Below are 21,306 nucleotides of genomic sequence, written 5' to 3' on the forward strand. Positions count from 1 at the left end.
ATGAGCACCAAGCACCTGATCACCCACCTGCGGCACATCGACATAGCGATGCCGGACTTCGAGGCCCAGCACGCCTTCTACACCGACATGTGGGGGCTGACCGAGACCCACTCCGACAGCGGGGTGTCCTTCCTGGCGGCCGAGGGCTCGCCCGAGCAGTACGTGGTGCGGCTGCGACGTGACGCTCAAAAGCGCATGGACCTCGTCTCGTTCGGTGCCGCCACACCCGCCGACGTGGACACCCTGACCGAGCGTCTGACCGGGCAGGGCGTGAAGCTGGTGCACGAACCGAGGCCCCTCACCACGCCGGGCGGAGGCTACGGCGTGCGCTTCTTCGACGGCGACGGCCGCGTCGTCGAGGTCTCCGCCGACGTCGCGACCCGCACGCACCGCAAGATCGAAGAGCGCGAGTCGATCCCCGTCCGCCTGTCCCACGTGGTCATGAACTCGCCTAACCCCGAGCAGACCGTCGCCTGGTACGTCAAACACCTGGACTTCCGCCTGTCCGACACCCTGCGGATCGGCTCCAAGGGCGAGTTCATGTGGTTCCTGCGCTGCAACCCGCTCCACCACAGCTTCGCCATCGCCCGCGGGCCCCATGTCGCCCTGCACCACGCCTCCTTCGAGATGCGCGGCGTGGACGAGTTCATGCGAGGCACGGGTCGCATGCTGCGCGGCGAGGTCGAGAAGGTCTGGGGGCCCGGCCGTCACCACGCCGGCGACAACACCTTCAGCTACTTCCTCGACCCGGCGGGCAACACCGTCGAGTACACCACGGAGTTGGAACTCGTCGACGAGGACACCTGGCACCCTTCCGTCCACGACCTCACCAACCCCGAGATCATCGACCAGTGGGGCACGGCCAATCAGATGAACGAGTTCGTCGCCGGCCGCTCCTTCAACGACGTCGACCCCGGGCTGTTCATCGCGCCGCCTCTGTAGGACCACCGGTCCCGCAGCGCCGACACAGCGGGCCCGGCCCCGGCCGTCCCCTTCGGGACGGCGCGGGCGGGCCTTTGCCCAGCCCCACCGACGGGAGAAACACCATGACCGGGCTCGCACTGCCCGCCGACCTCGACGAGACCACCGTCACCGCGGCGGCCGTCGCCAGCTTCGACAACACACCTGACCCCAGGCTCCGCGCCTGCCTGTCCATCCTCGTCAAACATCTGCACGCTGCCGTCCGCGAGATGGAACCCACCATCGAGGAATGGGAGCAGGCCGTGGACTTCCTCACGGCCACCGGGCAGAAGTGCGACGACACCCGCCAGGAGTTCGTGCTGCTCTCCGACGTCCTGGGCATCTCCTCCCTGGTGGAGAACATCAACCACCGCAAGTCGCCCAGCGCCACCGAGGCCACCGTACTCGGCCCCTTCCACATGACCGAGTCTCCCCAGCGGGAACTGGGCGAGAGCATCGACGAGGTCGCCAAGAGCGAGCCCTGTCTGGTCACCGGCCGCGTCGTCTCCGTGGACGGGACTCCGCTGCCGGGCGCGGGCGTCGACGTCTGGCAGGCGGACGAGGACGGCTACTACGACGTGCAGCGTCCCGACGTCCTGCCGCCCGGCAACGGGCGCGGTCTGTTCACCACGGACGACGACGGCTGCTTCTGGTTCACCACCGTCGTCCCCTCCCACTATCCGATCCCCACCGACGGACCCGTGGGCCGGCTCCTGCTGGCCACCAGCCGCCATCCCTACCGTCCGGCTCACATCCACTTCATCGCCACCGCCGACGGCCATCTCCCCGTGACCACGCACATCTTCGTCGCCGACAGCCCGTACCTCGACTCGGACGCGGTCTTCGCCGTGAAGAGCAGCCTGGTCCGGGACTTTTGCCACACCGACGACGCGGACACGGCCGCCCGGTACGGGCTGCCCAACCCCTTCATGCGCGCGGAGATCGAACTGGCCCTCGAACCCGCGAGCGGACAGGGATCCGCGTGAACTTGTTCCCCGGCGGGCACGGCTTCACCGTTCCCGCACTGCCTACACGGGTGCTCTTCGGCCCAGGCCGTATCGCCGCCCTGGGCGACGAACTGGCGACGTCCGCACCAGGCCCGGCACTGCTGCTCTGCTCGGGCAGCGGACGCGAACTGGCCCGACGGCTGACCGCAGAGCTCCCCGACACCGTCGTGGGCGTGTTCGACCAGGCACGCATGCACGTACCCCGGCACACCGTGGAGGCCGCCCGTAAAACCGCGGTCACGGTCGGAGCCCGAGTGTGCGTCGCCGTCGGGGGCGGCTCGGCCATTGGCCTGGCCAAGGCTCTGGCGCTGGAAGCCGGCCTGCCGTATCTCGCGATACCCACGACCTACTCCGGCTCGGAGATGACGCCCGTGTGGGGCATCACCGAGGGAGGGCTCAAGACCACCGGCCGCGCTGAGAGGGTGCGTCCCGTGAGCGTGATCTACGACCCCGACCTGACATACTCCCTGCCACCCGGCGTCTCCGTCACCAGCGGTCTCAACGCCGTGGCCCACGCCGCCGAGGCCCTCTATGCTCCCGACCGCTCCCCCCTGACCGACCTGATGGCACAGGAAGCGGTACGAGCCATGGCCGACGCCCTGCCGGCCATTGCCGCTCGACCGCCCGCTGTCTGGCCCAGGGAAGCCGCCCTGTACGCCGCATGGCTGTGCGGAATGTGCCTGGGCCTGACGACCATGTCCCTGCACCACAAGCTCTGCCACGCCCTGGGCGGCACCCTGGATCTGCCGCACGCGGCGACACACGCCGTACTGCTGCCCCACACCCTGGCCTTCAACCTGGAGGGCGCACCCGAGGCCCGCACGCTCATGGCGCGAGCCCTGGGCCACGACGATCCGCCGGCCAGGCTGTGGCGGCTCAACCGGAAACTGGGCGTACCGGCGTCCCTGCGGGACCTGGGCGCCGACCGGGCCGATCTGGCGACGGTGGTGGAGCAAGCCCTCTCCGTGCCCTACGCCAATCCCCGGCCAGTGGACCGGGACAGCCTCGACACCATCCTGACGGCAGCATTCACCGGCGACGCGCCGTGCCGGCTGCCCCGCACCGCTTGAAGGAACCTCATGGCCCCCCTCTTTCCGGCACTGACCCGGACCCCGGAACGCACCGCCCTGCAGTTCGGCGACCATCGCATGACGTACGGCGCACTGGCTGCCGCGGCGAACGGCCTGGCCCGGCAGATCGGCGCCGCGCAGCGAGTCGCCGTCTGGGCCACCTCGTCGCCGGAGACCGTGATCGCCGTAGTGGCCGCACTGCTGGCCGGAGTGCCGGCCGTCCCGCTCAACCCCAAGTCGGGCGAGGCGGAACTCGGTCACATCCTGACCGACAGCGCCCCTGCCCACATCCTGGCCGCACCCTCGGTTCAACTCCCCGCAGCCTTGGCGGAGATCGACCGTATCGACGTCGACAGGATTCCGGCGGACACTCTCGCCTCGGCCGTAACCGAACCGGCCGACGGCGCCGCCGCCGCTCTCGTCGTCTACACCTCGGGCACCACCGGGCCGCCGAAGGGCGCCGTCCTGCCGCGCCGGGCCATCACGGCCACCCTCGACGGGCTGGCCGACGTGTGGGAGTGGACCGCCGAGGACGTACTGGTCCACGGACTGCCGCTCTTCCATGTACACGGCCTCATCCTGGGTGTGCTCGGTCCGCTGCGCCGCGGCGGCACTGTCCGGCACCTGGGACGATTCAGCACCGACGGCGTCACCAGGGAACTGTCTTCCGGCGCCACGATGCTCTTCGGCGTGCCGACCATGTACCACCGCATTGCGGAGGAACTCCCCGAAGATCCCGCCCTCGTCAAGGCGCTGTCCTCGGCCCGCCTCCTCGTGTCGGGGTCCGCGGCGCTGCCGGTCCACGACCACCGGCGCATCACCGCCGCCACCGGCCGTCGTGTCATCGAGCGATACGGAATGACCGAGACCTTGATGAACACGAGCGTGCGCCTCGACGCCCCGCCGGTGGCTGGCACTGTGGGTCATCCCCTTCCCGGTGTCGAACTCCGCCTGGTCGACGACGCCGACACGGAGATCACCGGCGAAGGACCGGACTCCGTCGGAGAGATCCAGGTGCGCGGTCCCAACCTCTTCTCCGAGTACCTGAACCGGCCCGATGCCACCGCGGCCGCCTTCACCGGGGACGGCTGGTTCCGCACCGGCGACATGGCGGTCCGCGACACCGACGGATCGATCCGCATCGTCGGCCGACGGGCGACCGACCTCATCAAGAGCGGGGGCTACAAGATCGGTGCCGGCGAGATCGAGAACGCGCTCCTGGAGCACCCCGCTGTCGCGGAAGTCGCGGTCACCGGTGAGCCGGACGACGATCTCGGCGAGCGCATCGTCGCCTGGATCGTCCCGGCCGACCCTCAGGCACCGCCCTCTGCGGCCGAGCTGGCCGACCACGTCGCACGACGACTGGCTCCGCACAAGCGTCCCCGCGTCGTGCGTCTCATCCCCGCGATGCCGCGCAACCACATGGGCAAGATCATGAAGCGGGACCTGCATGGGTGACACACGGTCGCGCCTGTCAGCACGCGAGGCGATAGCCCTCGCGACCGCCCCCGGCAGTTTCCGCGCGCTTTCGCCGCCTCCTGCGACGACAGGCGCCGACGTCGACGGGCCGCTGACATGGCATGGATACGATGCCATGCGGGCACAGGCCGCTCGCCGCACCGGCGAGCAGGAGGCCGTCGTGTGCGGCACCGCGCTGGTCGGCGACACACGCGTGGTCCTGATGTCCTTCGAGTTCGGCTTCCTCGGCGGATCACTCGGCCAACGCGCAGGGGATCTCGTCGAGTTCGCCCATGTCTTCGCCCGGGACCACTGCCTCCCGGTGGTCAGCCTGATCGCCACGGGCGGCAGCAGGATGCAGGAGGGCATGCGTGCTCTCTCCCAACTTCAGGCGGTGGCCCGGCAGTCGGCCCGTACCCGCGCCGTAGGGCTGCCGCAGGTCGCGGTCCTGCGGGACCCCTGTACAGGGGGAGGCTGGGCGACGCTCGGAGCCGGAGCCGACATCACCCTGGCGCTGCCGGGGGCCCAGGTCGGCTTCGCGGGCGCGCGAGTTCGGCCGGTCGACGCATCCGACTGGCACTACACGGCCGAAGCCCAGTGGTCGAGCGGCGCGGTCGACGGTCTGGTCACCCCTGAGGAACTCCGGGACAGACTCGCGCTCTGGCTCGGACTGCTGACCCGCGGGTCCACGGAACCGGCGCCCGTGCCGTACGCACTGGGCCGAACGGACTTGCCGACGACGGGCTGGGAAGCCGTACTGCGCGCTCGGCATCCCAGCCGTCCACGTGCCGCGGAGTACCTCGACGCGTACTTCTCCCGCAGGGTGCTCCTCAGCGGAGACAGAGCGGGCGGCGGCCGAGACGAAGGTGTGATGTGCGGAGTGGGTGAACACGGAGGTCGTGCGATCGCCTTCGTCGCACAGCAGGGAACCGCCACGCGACCAGCCGGCTACCGGACCGCGACACGGCTCGTCCAGCTGGCCGGGCGGCTGTCCCTGCCCGTTCTCACTCTCGTGGACACCCCGGGGGCCGCGAACGATCCGCAAGCCGAACGCGAGGGAGTCGGGGGAGCCATCGCCGGACTGTTCGAGGCGCTGGCCACCACTACTACACCCGTCACCACGCTCGTCATCGGAGAGGGTGGCTCAGGTGGCGCTCTGGCGCTTGCCGCAGCCGGCAACACCTGGGTCACTCCGGACAGCTACTTCTCTGTGATCGCCCCTGAGTCGGCTGCCGCGATCTTGAAACGTCCGATGGGCGATGCTCCCGACATCGCGGACGTCTTCCGCCTCCGTCCTCAGGATGTCGTGCGCTTGGGCGTCGCCCGTGGCATCAGGGGCGCGGCCGGGGAAGGCATGATTCCTGACGTGGAGAATTCACCGGACTCCGCTCTGTACAAGTCGAGTTGAGAGGATCGGTTGATGGACAGAGTGCTCGCCATGGCTGGGGGTGAGCCCGGTTTCTGCTTCGGGGCCGTAGTCAGCCCCGAAGCAGAAGGCCCCTCGGGTAGCCCCTGGAGGGTTGCTCGAACGGAGTTCAGGCTGCCGGCGTCGGCAGCGAACGCACCGCGGGTTCGGTCTTGGCTCGGACCTCGTCGAGAGTGACGTTCGGTGCGAGTTCGACCAGGAGTAGGCCGTCAGTAGTGACGTCCAGCACGCACAGGTCGGTGATGATCCGATGGACAACGCCCCTGCCGGTGTACGGCAGAGAACACTCCTCGACGATCTTGAAACTGCCGTCGCGCGCCACGTGCTCCATGAGGACGACGACCTTCCTGGCGCCGTGCACCAGATCCATCGCCCCGCCCATGCCCTTGACCATCTTCCCGGGGATCATCCAGTTGGCGATGTCGCCGGTGGCGGAGACCTGCATCGCGCCGAGGACGGCTGCGTCGATCTTGCCACCGCGGATCATCCCGAAGGACGTCGCGGAGTCGAAGAAGCTCGCGCCACGGCGTACGGTCACCGTCGCCTTGCCGGCGTTCACGAGGTCAGGGTCGACCTCGTCCTCGGTCGGGTATCGGCCGGTGCCGAGGATGCCGTTCTCCGACTGCAACACCAACTCCACGTCATCGGGAACGTGGTTGGGAATGAGCGTGGGAAGCCCGATGCCGAGGTTGACGTAGTCGCCGTCCTTGAGTTCCCGGGCCGCGCGTGCGGCCATCTGCTCCCGTGTCCAACTCATTCGGCCCGTACCGTCCTCTTCTCGATCCGTTTTTCTGCGGCCTGCTCCGGGGTTAGGGCGACAACCCGGTGGACGTAGACGCCGGGGACGTGGACCTCGTTGGGCTCGATGGCGCCGGGTTCGACCAGGTGCTCGACCTCGGCGATCGTGATCCGGCCGCACATCGCCGCCAGCGGGTTGAAGTTGCGGGCCGCGTCCTTGAAGACGAGGTTGCCGTGGCGGTCACCCTTCCAGGCCCGTACCAGCCCGAAGTCGGCCACGATGGCGTGCTCCAGGACGTGGTCGACGCCGTCGAAGGCCTCCACCCTCTTGGCCGGGGAGGTCACCAGGACCGTGCCGTCGGCGCCGTACTTCCACGGGATGCCGCCCTCGGCGACCTGGGTGCCGACACCGGTACGGGTGTGGAACGCGGCGATGCCGGAGCCGCCGGCGCGCATCCGCTCCGCGAGCGTGCCCTGCGGAGTCAGCTCCACCTCCAGCTCACCGGCGAGGTACTGCCGGGCGAACTCCTTGTTCTCCCCGACGTAGGAGGCCACCACCCGGCGCAGCCGGCCCGCGCCGAGCAGGATGCCCAGCCCCCAGTCGTCGACGCCGGCGTTGTTCGACACCGTCTCCAGTTCGTCGACGCCGGATTCCAGCAGGGCCTGGATCAGCACCGCCGGGATGCCGCACAGCCCGAAGCCGCCCACGGCGAGGGTGCTGCCCGAGGGGATGTCGGCGACCGCCTCGGCGGCGGAGGCCATGACCTTGTCCATCACGCCCTCCCCGCGGTCGGGGCGAGCCGTTCCCGCAGCGGCGGGGGGACCGGTGCCGGGCGGCCCTCGGCGTCGACGTGGACGACGGTGTGCTCGCCGTGCACGCAGACGCCCGACGCGCCCACGACGGTCCAGGTGTAGGCGATCGAGGTGTTTCCGACATGCTCGACATCAAGGCGGACGGTGTACGAGTCACCGGCCCTGAGCGGCCGTTCGTACGCGGCCGCCGTCGCACGGCGCGGGAACCGGCCGATGTCGATGTCCGGCATCACCGAACGGTAGAAGGCGTGCTCGGTGTTCTCCGCCCACCGGTACGCGGCGGTGTAGTGGAACCGGCCGGAGGCGTCGGTGTCGGACCAGGCGACGACGCCGGACGTGCTGTGGACGCTCATGCCGACACCTCGTCGAGCTGCTTGAGCCCCAGCATCTCGCGTGCCTCGCTCGGGGTGGCGAGCTCGTAGCCGAGTTCGCGGATGATCCGCACGGCACGCTCGGCGAGCTCCAGATTGGTCGCGAGCCGGCCGCGCGAGTAGTAGAGGTTGTCCTCGAGGCCGACCCGCATGTGGCCGCCGAGGAGCAGGCCGTGGGTCGTCGCCGGGAGCTGGGTCGGCCCGATGCCCGAGACCCCCCACACCGTTCCCTCGGGAAGGTGCTCCACGAGCAGCTGGAGGATCTTGGGGGTGTACGGCAGGCCGCCCTGGAAGCCGCGCTGGCCGCCGAGCACGATGTTGCAGTAGTACGGCCGGGAGTCCAGGCCCTCGGCGGTCAGGGTGGTGAAGTCGGACAGGATGTGCCCGAGGTTGAAGACCTCCCACTCCGGCTTGATGCCGCGCCTGGTCATCTCCTCCAGCAGCCAGCGGGAGCGCTTCGGCGTGGTGGTGACGAGGTATTCGCGGTCGGGGGTGCTGGCCGTGATCGTGTGCGAGTCGAGGGTGGCCATCTCGCAGCCCACGCCCTCGATGCCCCTGATCCGCTGGTGCCAGTCGAGTTCCCACAGGTCGTCGTTGAGCTGGACCGGCATGTCGCCGTGGATGCCGCCGCCGGTGGAGTTGTTGATGACGATGTCGGTCCGGGCCCGGATCAGCGCGTTGATCTCGGAGTAGACGTCGGGATCGCAGGTGGCAAGACCGTCCGCGCGGCGGGCGTGGACGGCCACGACACTGGCGCCGATCTCCCAGCAGCGGGCCACGTCGTCGGCGATCTCCTGCGGGGTGACGGGCAGGTGCGGACTGTGCTCCTTGGTGGCCATGCCGCCGGTCGGGGCGATGGTCAGGATGATCTTGCGGCTCATCGGTGGTCTCCCGCGGTGGTGCCGGTGCGTTCGAAGGATTCGAAAGAGGCGAGGTCGAGTTCGAGATCGTGGAACGGCTCGTGGCCGCTCAGATGCACGTCGACCGCGAGCAGGGCTCCGGTGCTCGGACAGGCCCAGCCGGTCACCGCCAGGTCGGAGTGGAGGGTGGTGCCGACGGATGGTGGCAGGGGCAGGGCGAACCGGCGGGCGCCCTCGCGCCACCTGGTGGAGCCGGAGGAGAGCACGACGCCCTCGGGGGTGCGCACCTGGAACTGGCCGGTGGCCGCGTCCTTGACCAGGAGGAGCCGGTCGCCCAGCCGTACCGCGTCGTCGGGGACCGCCTCGGTTACCGCCACCGGGTCCATGACGGCGGCCGGTTCGACGCCCAGCCGGGCGGCGCGCCGATCCCGGCGGGCGGCGGAGGTGGTGCTCGCGTCGACCGATCCGCCGTCGCCGGCGAGGACCACGCCGTAGCTCTCCCGGGCCTCTTCCTCGGTGACCAGGCCGTAGCGGATGTCGTCCAGGACGTCGGCGGGGTCCCGGTCGAGCGGGTCGCCGATGCCGCCGCCGCCCTGCCAGGTCACCTCGAACAGGTCGGCCGGGGTGATCGGGAAGGAACCCGGCTTCGGCCCGAGGTCCCGGGGCTGTTCCCCGGCGGCCCGGAAGCGCTGGCTGATCATGGCGCCGGGCAGGCCGCCGCCGAGTCCGACGGAGTTCGGCACCTCGGCGCCGTGCGTCATCACGAGCGCCTCGGCCTGCGGCACGGAGACGGTGACACCGACCTCGGCGCCCAGACCGCCACGGCGGCGACCGGCACCGCCGGTACCGGGGGCGAGACGCCGGTAGTGGTAGAAGAGCGGGGTCTTCTGCTCGTTGACCTCCACGTCGGCGATCGACGGGCAGGGCGCGTTGATGGGCCCTGCGGCGTTCTGCCCGTCGTGGTCGGCGAAGGCGCCGAAGCCGCCTGCCAGTGGGTCCATCAGGTGGAGGCCGAACACCTTGCCGTGCCGGTCGCGGCCGGAGAGGTTGAACGTCGCCATCGTGCCGCTGCTGACGGCCTGGGCGCGGTGCGCGTACTTCGGCGAGGCGAGCAGCAGCCGGTTCAGGGCCGCGGAGACGACGTTGCTGACCGTCCAGACGGCCTCGACGGTGGCGGACCCGACCGGTGCCGGCGGTACCGCGGTGCAGACCAGTCCGTCCGGTGCCGAGATCTCCACCGGGCGCAGCAGACCCTCGTTCCACGGGATGCCGAAGCCCAGGGTGGGGATCACCGCACCCGCGACGCCACCGGCCAGGCCGGCCCGCGAGGAGTTCACGAATCCGTTGGCCTGCGGCGAGGAACCGGAGAAGTCGAAGTGCAGACGGTCACCGCTCTTGGTCAGCACACAGTCGATGACGAAGAGGAGGTTCTGTTTGCCGTCGTGTTCGAGGAAGTCGCGGGTATGGACGACTCCGTCCGGCAGTTCGCGCAGACGCGCGCGCATCAGTGCCTCGGCGTCGTCGACCATCGTGTGCATCACCGAGAGCACGGTGGACTTGCCGTACCGGTGGGAGAGTTCGGTGAGACGCTCGGCCGCGACGTTCAGGGTGGCGATGAAGGCCCGGATGTCGAGGCCCACCTCGGCCGGAAGGCGCGACGCGGTGAGGATCATCTCCAGGACGTCCTCGCGCAGTTCACCGCCGTCGACCAGCTTGACAGCCGGGATGCGCAGACCCTCCTGCCACACCTCGGTGGCCTTGGGCGACCACGAGGCGAAGTCCATGCCGCCGATGTCCGTCTCGTGGGCCATCACACCGGCCCAGCCGAGCAGTTCGCCATCCACGATCAGCGGCGCGCACATCTGCACGTCGTTCTGGTGCAGTGCGCCGATGAACGGGTCGTTGCCGATGATGCGGTCGCCGTCCTTGAGCCTGGTGCCGTTGCTCAGCAGGTGCCGGATGAGCGATCCCACGGGGGGCGCCTCGAAGGTCACCTGGTGCCCCATCGTGACGAAGGCGCCGTCCGGCAGGTAGATGCCGGTGAAGAAGTCGCTCGCCTCGGTCACCGTCGGGCTGCCGCTGACGGACTGCAGCGCGAGCCGCATCTGGTCGGTGATGGCGACGAGGCGGCTGCGGACGACCTGGCGGATCACCGGGTCCGTTGCGGCGCCGTCCAGTGAGACGGGGGCGACGTCGATCGCGACGGTCATGTCAGTTCACCTTCACGTGGATGAGGCCGAGTGCGTCGGTGGTGGCGACCCCGCGCGGGGGAATCACCACGACACAGCCGGGGAGCTGGACGAGCGCGGGACCGGCGATCTCCTGACCGGCCGCCGGACGGCGGACGGTGTACACGGCGGTCTCGTCGGGCCGGTCGGCGTCGTCGAACACGACCGGGCGCGTCCCGAGCCGGGTGAAGGGCTCGCCCGTGCCCTGGCCGTCCGCCCCGGCCGCGGGCAGGGCAGCCACCGAGCGGACCGAGAGGATCTCGAACCCGGCTTCCCGGAAGCCGGATCCCTTGCCCCACAGCTGCTCGTACTCCTTCTCGAAGCAGAGGAGGAGTTCCGCGACGGCGTCCTGGTCGGGTGCGGCGGCCACGGTGACGTCGACGTGGTGCGCCTGGCCGAAGTAGCGGATGGACGCCGTGTGGGTGACCCTCCCGACCCCGGGGTCGGGAAGGGCCGCGAGGGCGCGCGCCCGGGTGTCGTCGAGCGCGTCGGCGACGACCCGCGCGTCCTGGTCGCTCGGGCCGACCTCCGCGAGCACGCGCCGGTAACAGGTGCGGGAGGCCGTGGTCCTGAGGTCGGAGGTGCCGGCGCCGAAGGCCGACTGCGCCGTCGCGGTCGGCGGCACGACGAAGCCGGCCAGGCCCGCCTCGCGGCACAGCGCCCACGCGTGCGACGGCCCGGATCCGCCACCGGCGACCAGGGTGAACTCCCGCGGGTCGTGGCCGCGTTCGATGGTGACGGCGCGCAGCAGGTCGGCCATTGCGTTGTCGAAGACGACCCGGATCGCCCGGGCCGCTTCGACGGCGTTCAGCCCGAGCGGCGTTCCGACCCTGTCCGCGATGGCCCGCCGCGCGGCCTCGCGGTCCAGGACGATGCCCCCGCTGCCGAACTGCTCCGGGTCGAGCACCCCGAGGACGAGGTCGGCGTCGGTGGTCGTCGGCTCGGTGCCGCCCTTGCCGTAGCAGACCGGGCCGGGTTCGGCACCGGCGCTGCGCGGTCCGACGCCGAGCGCGCCGCCCTCGACCGCCGCGATCGATCCGCCGCCGGCGCCGATCGAGGCGATGTCGATGCTCGGCACGCGCATGTCGGCGCCGCCGAAGGTGACCTCGTCGCTCATCAGCGCGACGCCGCCCGCGATGACGCCGACGTCGAAGCTGGTGCCGCCGACGTCCATGGTCAGCACGTGCGGGGTGCCGAGTTCCGCACCGAGCTTCTGGCCGGCCACGACGCAGGACGCCGGACCGGAGAGCAGGTTCGACACAGGCCGCTCGGTGACCGTCCGGGCCGGGACCACGCCGCCGGCGCTCGTCGTCATCATGATGGGGGCAGTCATGCCGAGGGCGGCCAGCCGCTCCTCAAGGAGGGTGAGGTAGCGCCCCTGGACCGGCCCCAGTGCCGCGTTCGCCACCGTGGTCGATGCGCGTGCGTACTCGCCGACCGAGGGGGCGATCTCGTGGGAGAGGGAGAGGAAGACGCCGGGCAGCTTCTCCTCGACCAGCCGGGCGACGGCGAGTTCGTGGGCCGGGTTCTCGGTGGCCCACAGCAGGCAGACGGCGACGGCCTCCACCCCGATCTCCCGCAGCCTGCCGATCGCGTCGAGCACGCTGCCCTCGTCCAGCGGGGTGCGGACGACACCGTCCGCGTCGACGCGCTCCGTGATCTCGACGACCTGGGTGCGGGGCACCAACGGCGGGACCTGGCCGCGCAGATGGTAGTCGCCGAGGTCCAGGCCCTGCAGCCCGGCCGTGCCGCGACGCAGCCTGCCTATCTCCAGGACGTCGCCGAAGCCGGCGGTCGTGATGAGCCCGGTCCTCGCCGAGCGTCCGGTCAGCAGCGCGTTCAGGCCGACGGTGGTGCCGTGCCCGAACCGGGTCACCCGGGAGCACAGCTCGCCGGTGTCCAGACCGACGGTCCCGGCGGCCAGGTGCACGGCGTCGATCACGCCCGTCACCACGTCGGACGTGGTGGGGGACTTGCACACCCAGGACTCGCCCTCCGGGGACCGCAGCCACAGGTCGGTGAACGTGCCCCCGACGTCGGTGCCGATCGCCCAGCCGGAGGCGGTGGATGGAGTGGTCATGGCTCCCTTTCAGAGTCGGTCGGCGACCCAGTCGGCGATGTAGTGCGCGGGAACGGATTCGTTGTCCGCGCCGGCGTGCGACGCACCGCCCTCGGTGCGGCTGAACACCTTGAAGTGACGGTCGGGGCTGCCCACGGCGTTCTCGTACTCGGGTACGGCGAACTCCATGGGGATCTGCCGGTCGTCCTCGCCGTGGGTGACGAGGAAGGGGACGGTGATCCGCTCGACCACGCCCTCCAGCGTCATGCTCGGGGCGAACGCCATGAAGTCGTCGAGGCCGTCCTTGCCGAACACCCACTGGACGTGGTCCCAGTAGTGCGGCACGGGGTTCTCGCCCTCGCGCTGCAGGCGGCGCTTCTGGAGTTCGCCCCAGTTGTGGTTGGCGCCCCAGACCGCGCAGAGTTTGAAGCGCTTCTCGAACGCGGCCGCGCGCGGGGCGTAGTAGCCGCCCAGCGAGACACCGCTCATGCCGATCCGGGTGGCGTCGACGTCCGGCCGCGTCTCCAGGTAGTCGACCGCGGCACTCGCCCAGCGTTCGCTGTCGTGGACCGCGTGCAGTCCGCGCTCGCGCAGCGAGGCGCCGGTGCCGGGCTGGTCGACGCAGAGCGTCGCGATGCCGCGACGCGCCAACTCCCTCGGCAGGCCCAGCCGGAACAGCATCTCCTTCATCGAGTCGAGGCCGTTGCAGAAGACCATCACCGGGTAGCCGTCCGCCGGGGGCTCACCGTCGGCGGGCACGAACAGCGCGGGGTACGAAGTGCCCTCGTAGGGGACCTCGACGAACTCGGCGCGTTCCCCGCCGTGTTCGATCGCGAGCCGGCACGTCTCGACGGACTTGCGGTAGGCGGTCTCGCGCGGCGCGTAGTGACGGCTCTGCATGCGCTCGGCGACCAGGTAGTAGACGGAGGCGCGGGCGTAGCGCGCACCGGCCGACAGCGGATGCCCCTCGGCGAGATCCCGCTCGGCGCCCCGGACGAGTCCGTCGGCGAAGTCGCACCACGACCGGAAGAACTTCTCGGTGCCGGCGTCGTCGCCGTCCTTGGCCGCGTCGGCGAGCGGGGCGCAGATCTGCTCGACCTCGCCGATCTGGCCACCGCAGTTCATGGCGATGCTGACCGACAGGCTCCACACGTAGTTGGTCGGGAAGTAGCGGAACATGGTCACTTCCCGACGCGGTCGGCGGCGCCGTTGCTGATCACGGCGCGGTTGAACACGCCCTGGTCGGCGACGATCGTCTGGCCGGTCATGGTGGTGTTGGCGCGGGAGGCGAGGTAGGCGTAGAGCGGCGCGTACTCCTCCGGGGTCGGCAGCGTGGGCAGCAGCGCGAGGGTGAGGAACTGCGACTCGAAGTCCTCCTTGGGGATGTCGGACTGCTTGTTGTTCTCCAGTCCGAGCGCGCGGGGGCCGCGGAGCTGGCTGTTGGCGATCCCCGACGGGGCGACGCCGTTGACCCGGACCCTCGGCGCGAACTCGAACGCGAGCTGGTTGACCACGCTGCGCACGGCGCCCTTGGCGGCGGTGTAGAAGAGCCCGCCGCCGTCGGCGGCGTAGGCCGCGGTGGAGGAGGTCAGCACGATGGCGCCGCCGGTCTTCTCCAGGTCGTCGACGAAGACCTTGGCGGCCAGGATGTAGCCGAGGGTGTCGACGTGGAACACCTCGTCGAACAGCGACTCGACGCGGTCCAGGGGTACGTCGCGCAGCGGGATGTTGCCGTCGAAGATGCCGTGTGCGCCGACGAGGGCGTCGATACGGCCGAAGCGGTCCAGGACCGCCTGCCGACAGGCGAGGAGGTCCTCGGTGCGGGTGACGTCACCCTGGACGAGAAGCACGTCGTCGCCGAACTCGGCCTTGAGGTCGGCCAGTTTGTTTGCGGAGATCTCCATGACGGCGACCTGCGCGCCCTCGCCGATGAAGTGGCGGGCGAGGCCGAGGCCGAGGCCGGAGCCGCCGCCGGTGACGAGGACGACATGGTTGTCGAGCATCTGCATGGTGGGTCCTTGCTGGGGGAGTCGAAGAGGGGAGGTCAGGCGGACGCCGCCGCGCCCAGGGCGTCGTTCAGAGAGGCGCCGGCGCGCAGCAGTTTCCGGTACGTCCGCAGGGCGCGGACGCGGCCGCAGACGGTGGCGCCGTGCAGCTCGTCGCCGGCGCCGTGGACGACGACGAAGTCTCCGGTGGAGACGGAGCCCTCGACGACGATGTCGGTGTCGCCGGGGCGGCGCTCGCCGAGCAGGTGGAGGGTCAGGCCGAACTGCTCGGTCCAGACGTAGGGCACGGCGTCGTAGGCGGTGGCCTCGCCGCGGGCGATGTTGAGACCGACCCGGCGGCCCTGCTCGACGGCGTGGGTCCAGTGCTCGAAGCGCCGGTGACGGCCGTGGAGCGGGTCCCGGCGGGCGGCGATGTCACCGGCGGCCCACACCCCCTCGACGTTCGTCCGCCCGGCCGCGTCGGTGACGACGCCGTGGTCGAGCTCGACGCCCGAACCGATCAGCCAGTCGGTGGCCGGCTCCGCGCCGATTCCCGCGAGCACGCTCGTGGCCCGGTGCACCCGCCCGTCGGCGAGACGGACGTCGTGGCCCCGCGCCGTCTCCTCGACGGAGACGGTGGCGGCGCCGAGCTCGAAGCGGACCCCGTTCGCCAGGTGCAGACCGTGCAGCCAGCCGGCGACCTCGTCCCCGAGGGCTCCGGCGAGGGGCAGTCCGGTCGCGCACAGCAGGGTCACCTCGACGCCGCGCGAGCGGAGCGCCGAGGCCACCTCCAGGCCGATGAACCCGCCGCCGATCAGCGTCACCGGACGCCCGCTCGTCGCGAGCCGCTTGGCGGCGGCCAGATCGGCACGGGTGCGCAGGGTCGGCAGGGCGGTGCCGCCGGCCGTCACCATCGGGCGGGCCGTGACGCCGGTCGCGACGACGACGTGCCGCCAGCCGATCGCCTCGCCCCAGTTGGTGACCACGAGGCGGCGATCGATGTCCAGCCCCATGGCTCCGTGGCCGGCGAGCAGGTCGATTCCCCTGGCGGCCAGGTGCTCCTCGGTCCGCAGCGGAGCCGGTGCGGAGTGTTCCTCGGCGGCCAGCAGGCTCTTGGAGAGCATCGGCCGGTCGTACCCCGGCTCGGCCTCCTCGTCGAGCACGGTGAGGGGGCCGGTGTACCCGCCCTCGCGCAGCCCGTCGGCTGCGGACAGCCCCGCCGCGGACGCGCCGACGATCACGACGCCGTCGTTGATCCGTCCCACGGATCAGCCCTCGACCAGGCGCAGGGCCTGCGCCGGACAGGCCCGGACGGCCTCCCGTACGTCTTCAAGGTCGTCCTCGGTCAGCACGTCGCGGGTGACGACCGCGAGCGGGCTGCCGGGCGGCACGGCGAACACCTCGGGGTGGATGCCGACGCAGATTCCGTAGGCGGTGCAGCGCCCGGGGTCGACGGTCACGCTGGTCACAGGAACACCCCCAGGTTGGCGGTCTTGAGGCTGGTCTCGGTCAGGATCACTTCGCGGGTCAGGAGCCGCGGACCGGCGGCCGTGAGCCGGATCCGGTCGTTGCGGCGGCACGGGATCAGGTCGAAGTGGACGTCGATCCCGCGCTGCCGGTAGAGCAGCAGTGAGCTGTGCGCCGCGACGACGCCGGGCTCGGAGGTCGCATGGACCTCGACGCTGCCGACGAGCCGCATGGTGCGCGACGGGGGCACCTCGGAGTAGGCGTGGCCGGTGTTCTGCCGGTCCAACCGCGTCCGCACGTGTGCCTTGGTGTCCCGGATGCGCCACGCGGAGCGGTTGACCTCGATGTCGCGCGGTTCGGTCGACTGACGCGACGGCACGGTGTAGAGCAGGTCGTCGTCGAGCAGTTCGAACCACTCCTGCTCGCGTCCCTCGTCGAGCAGCCGCGCCTCGTGCGCGAGGAACTGAGCCACCAGGGTGTACGTCGCGGTGTCCACCGTGAGGGTGTCCGGAGCTTCGGCGGCGGCGGTCATGCCTGCGTCCCTTCGGTGGTCCCGTTGCCGGTGGCGCTCTCGCCCTTCATCATGCGGAGCCACTGGCGGAGGAAGTTGAACTGCACGTGCTCGCCGTAACCGCTGTTGCGGTGGACGCCAGGTCCCCTCCAGTCCGGGTCCGGAGCGTCGTCGACCGGCGAGTTGCGGCCCTGCTGGTAGTTGAACTTCAGCCGTTCCTTGCGCATCCACGGGCTGGCGGCGGCGCGCGCCACGCCCTCCCAGGCCACGGTGTCGTCCTGCTCGTAGAGCCCGGCCGAACCGAAGCAGTACTGGCCGCCGACGTAGTCGCGCTGTGCGGACTCCTCGTCCTGGAAGTTCCACACGAACTGCCAGTTCCACAGTTCGAGCTTGCCGGGGGCGACCGGCTGCCACTGGCGGAAGCTGGTCATGACGGCCGGCGGGCCGTCCGGGAGCGGGGAGAAGATCCGGATGAAGCTGAGATTGGGGAAGATGGTGCCCACGGTGGGGGGCTGGTGGTCGACGACGAAGCGCTGGGTCTCGTCCAGGCCGCTGAGGTCGAACTGCTCCTTGTACTCGTCCGGGTAGCCCCACAGGGTGAAGCCCGGGTGGATCGCCTCGGTCCAGGCGTGGCCGATGAAGGTGTGTCCGTTCTCGAACTCGTAGGTCCGGCCTATCTCGCAGGTGCCTTGGATGCCTTGGATCAGGTCGACCTCCTGGACGCTGAAGTGCAGCGTCGGCAGGTGATAGACGTCTCCGGCGAAGTTCTCGCCCGCCGTCTTCCAGTCGCCGTTGACCGTGTACCGCTCGGGCGGGCCCGCCACGCGCATTCCGTCGGGGTGCAGTTGGGTGATCAGGTCGAGCATCCAGGCGCCGCCGCCGAGCCATTCCTCCAGCTCGGGCACGTCGTCGGACAGCGAGGCGAAGACGAAGCCCTTGCGGTTCTCGACCCTCGGGGCGCGCTTGAGGCTCCACTGGTTCGGGTCCAACGGCTCGCCGTAGGCGCGGTTCATGAGCGGCGTGCCGACGAGCCGGCCGTCGTTGGCGTAGGTCCAGCCGTGGTAGGGGCAGGTGAAGAAGCGGGAGTTGCCCGCGTCGGTCTGGCACACCTGGGTGCCGCGGTGGCGGCAGTAGTTGGACAGCACGTTGATGCCGCCCTTGCCGTCGCGGGTCACGATGACCGGGTCGAGTCCGATCCTGCGCTGGACGAAGTCGCCGGCCTTGGGTATCTCGCTCTCGTGGGCGACGAAGACCCAGGTGTTGGTGAAGATCCGCTCCATCTCGGCCCGGAAGACGTCGTCGTTGTTGAAGATCTCGGCCGGGACGAGATCCTCCTGCATGTCCTGCTCGACGCGGTCGAGCAGCACGTCCAGCGGGGTGGAGAAGGGCGCCGACGACGGGGGTTCGTTCGTGAGAGTCATCGTTGACTTCCTGTTCACGGGAGGGTTCAGAGCCGGTTCAGAGCGGGGGTGCGACGAAGACACCGCGGTCGGGGTCGTTGAACTGCTGCTTGGCCACGAACTCGTTCATCTGGTTCGCCGTGCCCCACTGGTCGATGAAGTCGGGCTTCGTGACGTCGTAGACGGACGGGTGGTGCCGGTCCCAGTCGACGGTCTCCAGCTCGGTGGTGTACTCGACGCAGTTCCCGACCCGGTCCAGGAAGTAGGAGTAGGTGTTGTCGCCGGCCTTGTGACGGCCAGGACCCCATATCTGCTGGACACCCTCACGCAGCATCCGTCCGGTGCCGCGCATGAACTCGTCGACCCCGCGCAGCTCGAAGGACAGGTGGTGGACCGCGACGTGCGGACCGCGCGCGACAGCGAAGGAGTGGTGCCAGTCGTTGCAGCGCAGGAACCACATGAAGTCCCCGCGGGCGCCGAGGCACAGCGTGTCGGAGAGCTTGAAGCCGAGGTGCTTGACGTACCAGTCGACGGTCGCCTCGGGGTTGTCGGAGTTGACCACGAAGTGCGAGAGGCGGACGGGGATCGACTCACGGGCCTCGATCGTCCGGCAGCTCCGGGTGGCGACGTCCGAGGAGACCTCGACCACGCGTCCGTCGCCGTCGAAGAACCGGAAGCCGTAGCCGGCGCCGGGTGTGTCGAGCTTGCGTGGCTCGTGGACGATGCGGACGCCCTGCTGGGTCAGCCGTGCGGCGAGGGTGTCGACGTCCGCCGCGGAGGCGGCCCCGAACGACACCAGGTCGAGCCGCTTCTGGTCGTCCTTCCGCAGGCGGACGATGTACTGCTCGGGGGAACCCTCGGCGGCCAGGAAGTGCACCCCCGTGTCTGACTCGACAGGGGTGAGGCCCCAGAGGTCGCGGTAGAAGGCCAGCTGGCGGTCGAGGTCGGGGGCCGCGATCGCCACATGGCGCAGGTGGGTGATCAGAGGCTTCGTCACGTTGTCTCCTCGTTGAGTGGCGACGACAGCGGCGATGAAGTGCAAGTTCACGCGTCGTTAACGTGAACGTAGTGACGCCTGACATCGCGATCAAACAATTCCTGACAATGCGGCACATTGATGAAATCAATTACTCTGGCCTCGTGGATCTCCGACGCGTTGACCTCAACCTGCTCGTCGCCTTCGACATGCTGATGATCGAGCGGAGTGTGACCAGAGCGGCGAAGCGGCTCTCGATCGGGCAGTCGGCGATGTCGTCGACGCTGTCCCGGCTGCGGAAGCTGTTCAACGACCCGCTCCTGACCAGAGAGGGACGTGTTCTGGTCGCCACACCGCTGGCGGAGTCACTCGCCGGGCCGGTGCGCGAGCTCCTCACCGGCATCGAGATCGTGCTCTCCCAGCGTGAGGCGTTCGACCCGACCACGGCCGAGCGGACCTTCTCGGTGATCGCGAACGATTACCTGACGATGACGTTCCTTCAGCCGCTCATCGCCCGGCTGTCCGTCGAGGCGCCCGGCATCCGGTTGAACATCTTCCCGACGGGCGACGACTTCGCCGACCAACTCCGCGGGCACCGGGCGGACTTGCTGGTGATGCCGAGGGAGGCTTTCGAGGAGCACGAACAGTTCCCGCACCGGGTGCTCTTCCGGGACCGCTATCTGGTCGCCGTCGACAAGAACCATCCCGAGGTGGGTGACGAGATCACCTTGGAGCAGTTCACGAGCCTTCCCTACCTGGCCGCTTCCTCGGGGCATCTGCGGGGCCTGTCGGAGATGCAGCTCGATTTCCTGGGCGTGCCACGCAACGTGGAGATCACCGCCGGGTTCGGTATGGCGCCGTTCCTGCTGAGCGGTACACGGCTGATCACGCTGGTCCACGAGCGGCTCGGGCGCAGGATCGGAGAGGCCGCGGGGATCCGCCTGCTCGAACCGCCGATCCCTCAGCTTCAGCCGATCACCGAGATCATGGCGTGGACCAACCGCACCGACCGCGATCCCGGACACCGCTGGTTCCGCCAGTGCCTGCTCAGGCTGGCCGAGGAGGAACCGACGAGCCGTCCCTGAGCCCTGTCCCGCGGTCGGGAGCTCACCGCTGCTCGGTCAGATCCTTCTCCACAGCACGCGCCGCGGCGTTCAGGGTGGCGACCAGCGGCTGGAGACGATGCCGGTCGTAGCGCACGCTGGGCATGGAAATGGCCAGGCTGGCCAGCGCGGTGCCCTCCCGGTCGCGCACCGGCACTCCGACGGCGACGAGGCCGCGTTCGGACCGTTCCTGATTGACGGCGAACCCGTTGCGGCGAATGCGCCTCAGCTCGTTCCGCAATGTGGAGAGGTCGGGGCGATCGTCGGGCCGATCGCGATAGCGCTCGCGGGCGTAGAGGTCGTCCAGTTGCTCGTCGGGAAGGTCGGCCAGCAGCAACACTCCCGCCGTCGTCCGATGGGCCGGGAAGACCATGCCCTCCCGGGAACCGACCCGCAGAGTCTGCCGGCACTCGACGCTGGCGATGAACCGGACCGTGTCTCCGGTGCGCACGATCAGGTTCGTGGTCTCGTCCAGAAGCCCCACGACCTGATGCAGATGAGGCAGAGCCGCCGCGCGCAGCCGCGAGACGAGGGACTGGGAGTGACCGGCGAGTTCCAGTACGGGTCCCGCACGGTAGACGCGGTCCTCGTCCTGTACGGCGAAGTCCCGGTAGACGAGCATGGCCAGGAGTCGGTGAGCGGTGGATCGGGCGACCCCCAGCCGCTCGGCGATCTGCGAGACAGTCGCCCCGCCTTCCAACTGCAGCATCGTCGCCAGCCTGAGCGCATGGTCGACGCTCGCGATGGGGTACGGCGGTGGCGTTTTGAGCGGCTTGTCCACAGGGCCTCCCGGTGCGGCCTTCCGGCCTTGCGCCCGGTGCGCCTTTGTTCTGGCCCGACCTCGCGGCCCGGCCCACGGTTCTGCTCTCCAGAA

The 21,306-nt window shown here is 70.0% G+C and carries 20 protein-coding genes; 6 read left to right on the plus strand and 14 right to left on the minus strand.

Translation table 11 applies throughout. The annotated features are described in order from the left end of the window. From ACIRF9_RS19060 to ACIRF9_RS19080, 5 genes are all read left to right on the plus strand, one after another. A complete protein-coding gene (locus ACIRF9_RS19060; protein ID WP_403823080.1) occupies positions 1-942 on the plus strand; it encodes a VOC family protein in 942 nt (313 codons plus the stop codon). A gap of 104 nt (positions 943-1,046) precedes the next feature. Further along, entirely contained in the window at positions 1,047-1,946 is a 900-nt protein-coding gene (locus ACIRF9_RS19065; RefSeq protein ID WP_403823083.1) for a dioxygenase, read from the plus strand. Further along, positions 1,943-3,037, plus strand: coding sequence for a maleylacetate reductase (locus ACIRF9_RS19070; protein ID WP_403823086.1), 1,095 nt, complete (start codon positions 1,943-1,945; stop codon positions 3,035-3,037). Before ACIRF9_RS19065 ends, ACIRF9_RS19070 begins: the two co-directional genes overlap by 4 nt. Before the next feature lie 9 nt (positions 3,038-3,046). Next, complete coding sequence (locus tag ACIRF9_RS19075) at positions 3,047-4,495, plus strand: acyl-CoA synthetase (protein WP_403823089.1); 1,449 nt, start codon at positions 3,047-3,049, stop codon at positions 4,493-4,495. Next, on the plus strand, positions 4,488-5,903 hold the full coding sequence (locus ACIRF9_RS19080; RefSeq protein WP_403823092.1) for a carboxyl transferase domain-containing protein: 1,416 nt from the start codon (positions 4,488-4,490) through the stop codon (positions 5,901-5,903). The genes ACIRF9_RS19075 and ACIRF9_RS19080 overlap by 8 nt, the downstream gene beginning before the upstream one ends. A 127-nt stretch (positions 5,904-6,030) precedes the next feature. Here the strand turns inward: ACIRF9_RS19080 and ACIRF9_RS19085 are convergent, their stop codons facing one another. From ACIRF9_RS19085 to ACIRF9_RS19145, 13 genes are read right to left on the minus strand one after another with little or no spacing between them, the layout of a single operon-like run. Beyond that, positions 6,031-6,678: a CoA transferase subunit B gene (locus ACIRF9_RS19085; protein WP_403823095.1), complete on the minus strand. Its 648-nt coding sequence runs from the start codon at positions 6,676-6,678 to the stop codon at positions 6,031-6,033. Beyond that, complete coding sequence (locus ACIRF9_RS19090) at positions 6,675-7,433, minus strand: CoA transferase subunit A (RefSeq protein WP_403823098.1); 759 nt, start codon at positions 7,431-7,433, stop codon at positions 6,675-6,677. The genes ACIRF9_RS19085 and ACIRF9_RS19090 overlap by 4 nt, the downstream gene beginning before the upstream one ends. Then, entirely contained in the window at positions 7,433-7,825 is a 393-nt protein-coding gene (locus tag ACIRF9_RS19095; RefSeq protein ID WP_403823101.1) for an acyl-CoA thioesterase, read from the minus strand. Before ACIRF9_RS19095 ends, ACIRF9_RS19090 begins: the two co-directional genes overlap by 1 nt. Then, entirely contained in the window at positions 7,822-8,724 is a 903-nt protein-coding gene (locus ACIRF9_RS19100; RefSeq protein WP_403823104.1) for a 3-keto-5-aminohexanoate cleavage protein, read from the minus strand. Before ACIRF9_RS19100 ends, ACIRF9_RS19095 begins: the two co-directional genes overlap by 4 nt. Then, entirely contained in the window at positions 8,721-10,913 is a 2,193-nt protein-coding gene (locus tag ACIRF9_RS19105; RefSeq protein ID WP_403823107.1) for a hydantoinase B/oxoprolinase family protein, read from the minus strand. The genes ACIRF9_RS19100 and ACIRF9_RS19105 overlap by 4 nt, the downstream gene beginning before the upstream one ends. A gap of 1 nt (position 10,914) precedes the next feature. Continuing rightward, entirely contained in the window at positions 10,915-13,011 is a 2,097-nt protein-coding gene (locus ACIRF9_RS19110) for a hydantoinase/oxoprolinase family protein (RefSeq protein WP_403823110.1), read from the minus strand. A gap of 9 nt (positions 13,012-13,020) precedes the next feature. Continuing rightward, on the minus strand, positions 13,021-14,169 hold the full coding sequence (locus ACIRF9_RS19115) for an alpha/beta hydrolase family protein (protein WP_403823113.1): 1,149 nt from the start codon (positions 14,167-14,169) through the stop codon (positions 13,021-13,023). 2 nt (positions 14,170-14,171) lie between these two features. Continuing rightward, entirely contained in the window at positions 14,172-14,999 is an 828-nt protein-coding gene (locus ACIRF9_RS19120) for an SDR family oxidoreductase (RefSeq protein ID WP_403823116.1), read from the minus strand. A gap of 35 nt (positions 15,000-15,034) precedes the next feature. Continuing rightward, positions 15,035-16,240: an NAD(P)/FAD-dependent oxidoreductase gene (locus ACIRF9_RS19125; RefSeq protein ID WP_403823119.1), complete on the minus strand. Its 1,206-nt coding sequence runs from the start codon at positions 16,238-16,240 to the stop codon at positions 15,035-15,037. Positions 16,241-16,243: 3 nt separating this feature from the next. After that, positions 16,244-16,444 carry a ferredoxin gene (locus ACIRF9_RS19130; protein WP_393535885.1) on the minus strand — a complete coding sequence of 67 codons (201 nt, stop codon included), beginning with the start codon at positions 16,442-16,444 and terminating at the stop codon, positions 16,244-16,246. Continuing rightward, positions 16,441-16,974, minus strand: coding sequence for an aromatic-ring-hydroxylating dioxygenase subunit beta (locus tag ACIRF9_RS19135; protein WP_242762077.1), 534 nt, complete (start codon positions 16,972-16,974; stop codon positions 16,441-16,443). The genes ACIRF9_RS19130 and ACIRF9_RS19135 overlap by 4 nt, the downstream gene beginning before the upstream one ends. Continuing rightward, positions 16,971-18,374 (minus strand): Rieske 2Fe-2S domain-containing protein, encoded by a 1,404-nt coding sequence (locus ACIRF9_RS19140; RefSeq protein WP_403823123.1) that lies wholly within the window; start codon positions 18,372-18,374, stop codon positions 16,971-16,973. Before ACIRF9_RS19140 ends, ACIRF9_RS19135 begins: the two co-directional genes overlap by 4 nt. Positions 18,375-18,411: 37 nt before the next feature. Next, a complete protein-coding gene (locus ACIRF9_RS19145; RefSeq protein WP_403823126.1) occupies positions 18,412-19,350 on the minus strand; it encodes a VOC family protein in 939 nt (312 codons plus the stop codon). A 71-nt stretch (positions 19,351-19,421) separates the two neighbouring features. Between ACIRF9_RS19145 and ACIRF9_RS19150 the strand changes: the two genes are divergently transcribed. Then, a complete protein-coding gene (locus ACIRF9_RS19150) occupies positions 19,422-20,414 on the plus strand; it encodes a LysR substrate-binding domain-containing protein (RefSeq protein ID WP_403823129.1) in 993 nt (330 codons plus the stop codon). 22 nt (positions 20,415-20,436) lie between these two features. Here ACIRF9_RS19150 and ACIRF9_RS19155 read toward each other — a convergent pair whose 3' ends face one another. Beyond that, entirely contained in the window at positions 20,437-21,213 is a 777-nt protein-coding gene (locus tag ACIRF9_RS19155; RefSeq protein WP_403823132.1) for an IclR family transcriptional regulator, read from the minus strand. Positions 21,214-21,306 lie beyond the last annotated feature (93 nt).

Origin of the sequence: Streptomyces sp. NPDC096132, assembly GCF_044763345.1 — a bacterium.
Taxonomy (GTDB): Bacteria; Actinomycetota; Actinomycetes; order Streptomycetales; family Streptomycetaceae; genus Streptomyces.

Coding starts and splice junctions, on each gene's coding strand:
- ACIRF9_RS19060 (WP_403823080.1), top strand. CDS start 1: ATGAGCACCAAGCACCTGATCACCCACCTGCGGCACATCGACATAGCG.
- ACIRF9_RS19065 (WP_403823083.1), top strand. CDS start 1,047: ATGACCGGGCTCGCACTGCCCGCCGACCTCGACGAGACCACCGTCACC.
- ACIRF9_RS19075 (WP_403823089.1), top strand. CDS start 3,047: ATGGCCCCCCTCTTTCCGGCACTGACCCGGACCCCGGAACGCACCGCC.
- ACIRF9_RS19080 (WP_403823092.1), top strand. CDS start 4,488: ATGGGTGACACACGGTCGCGCCTGTCAGCACGCGAGGCGATAGCCCTC.
- ACIRF9_RS19085 (WP_403823095.1), bottom strand. CDS start 6,678: ATGAGTTGGACACGGGAGCAGATGGCCGCACGCGCGGCCCGGGAACTC.
- ACIRF9_RS19090 (WP_403823098.1), bottom strand. CDS start 7,433: ATGGACAAGGTCATGGCCTCCGCCGCCGAGGCGGTCGCCGACATCCCC.
- ACIRF9_RS19095 (WP_403823101.1), bottom strand. CDS start 7,825: ATGAGCGTCCACAGCACGTCCGGCGTCGTCGCCTGGTCCGACACCGAC.
- ACIRF9_RS19100 (WP_403823104.1), bottom strand. CDS start 8,724: ATGAGCCGCAAGATCATCCTGACCATCGCCCCGACCGGCGGCATGGCC.
- ACIRF9_RS19105 (WP_403823107.1), bottom strand. CDS start 10,913: ATGACCGTCGCGATCGACGTCGCCCCCGTCTCACTGGACGGCGCCGCA.
- ACIRF9_RS19110 (WP_403823110.1), bottom strand. CDS start 13,011: ATGACCACTCCATCCACCGCCTCCGGCTGGGCGATCGGCACCGACGTC.
- ACIRF9_RS19115 (WP_403823113.1), bottom strand. CDS start 14,169: ATGTTCCGCTACTTCCCGACCAACTACGTGTGGAGCCTGTCGGTCAGC.
- ACIRF9_RS19120 (WP_403823116.1), bottom strand. CDS start 14,999: ATGCAGATGCTCGACAACCATGTCGTCCTCGTCACCGGCGGCGGCTCC.
- ACIRF9_RS19135 (WP_242762077.1), bottom strand. CDS start 16,974: ATGACCGCCGCCGCCGAAGCTCCGGACACCCTCACGGTGGACACCGCG.
- ACIRF9_RS19140 (WP_403823123.1), bottom strand. CDS start 18,374: ATGACTCTCACGAACGAACCCCCGTCGTCGGCGCCCTTCTCCACCCCG.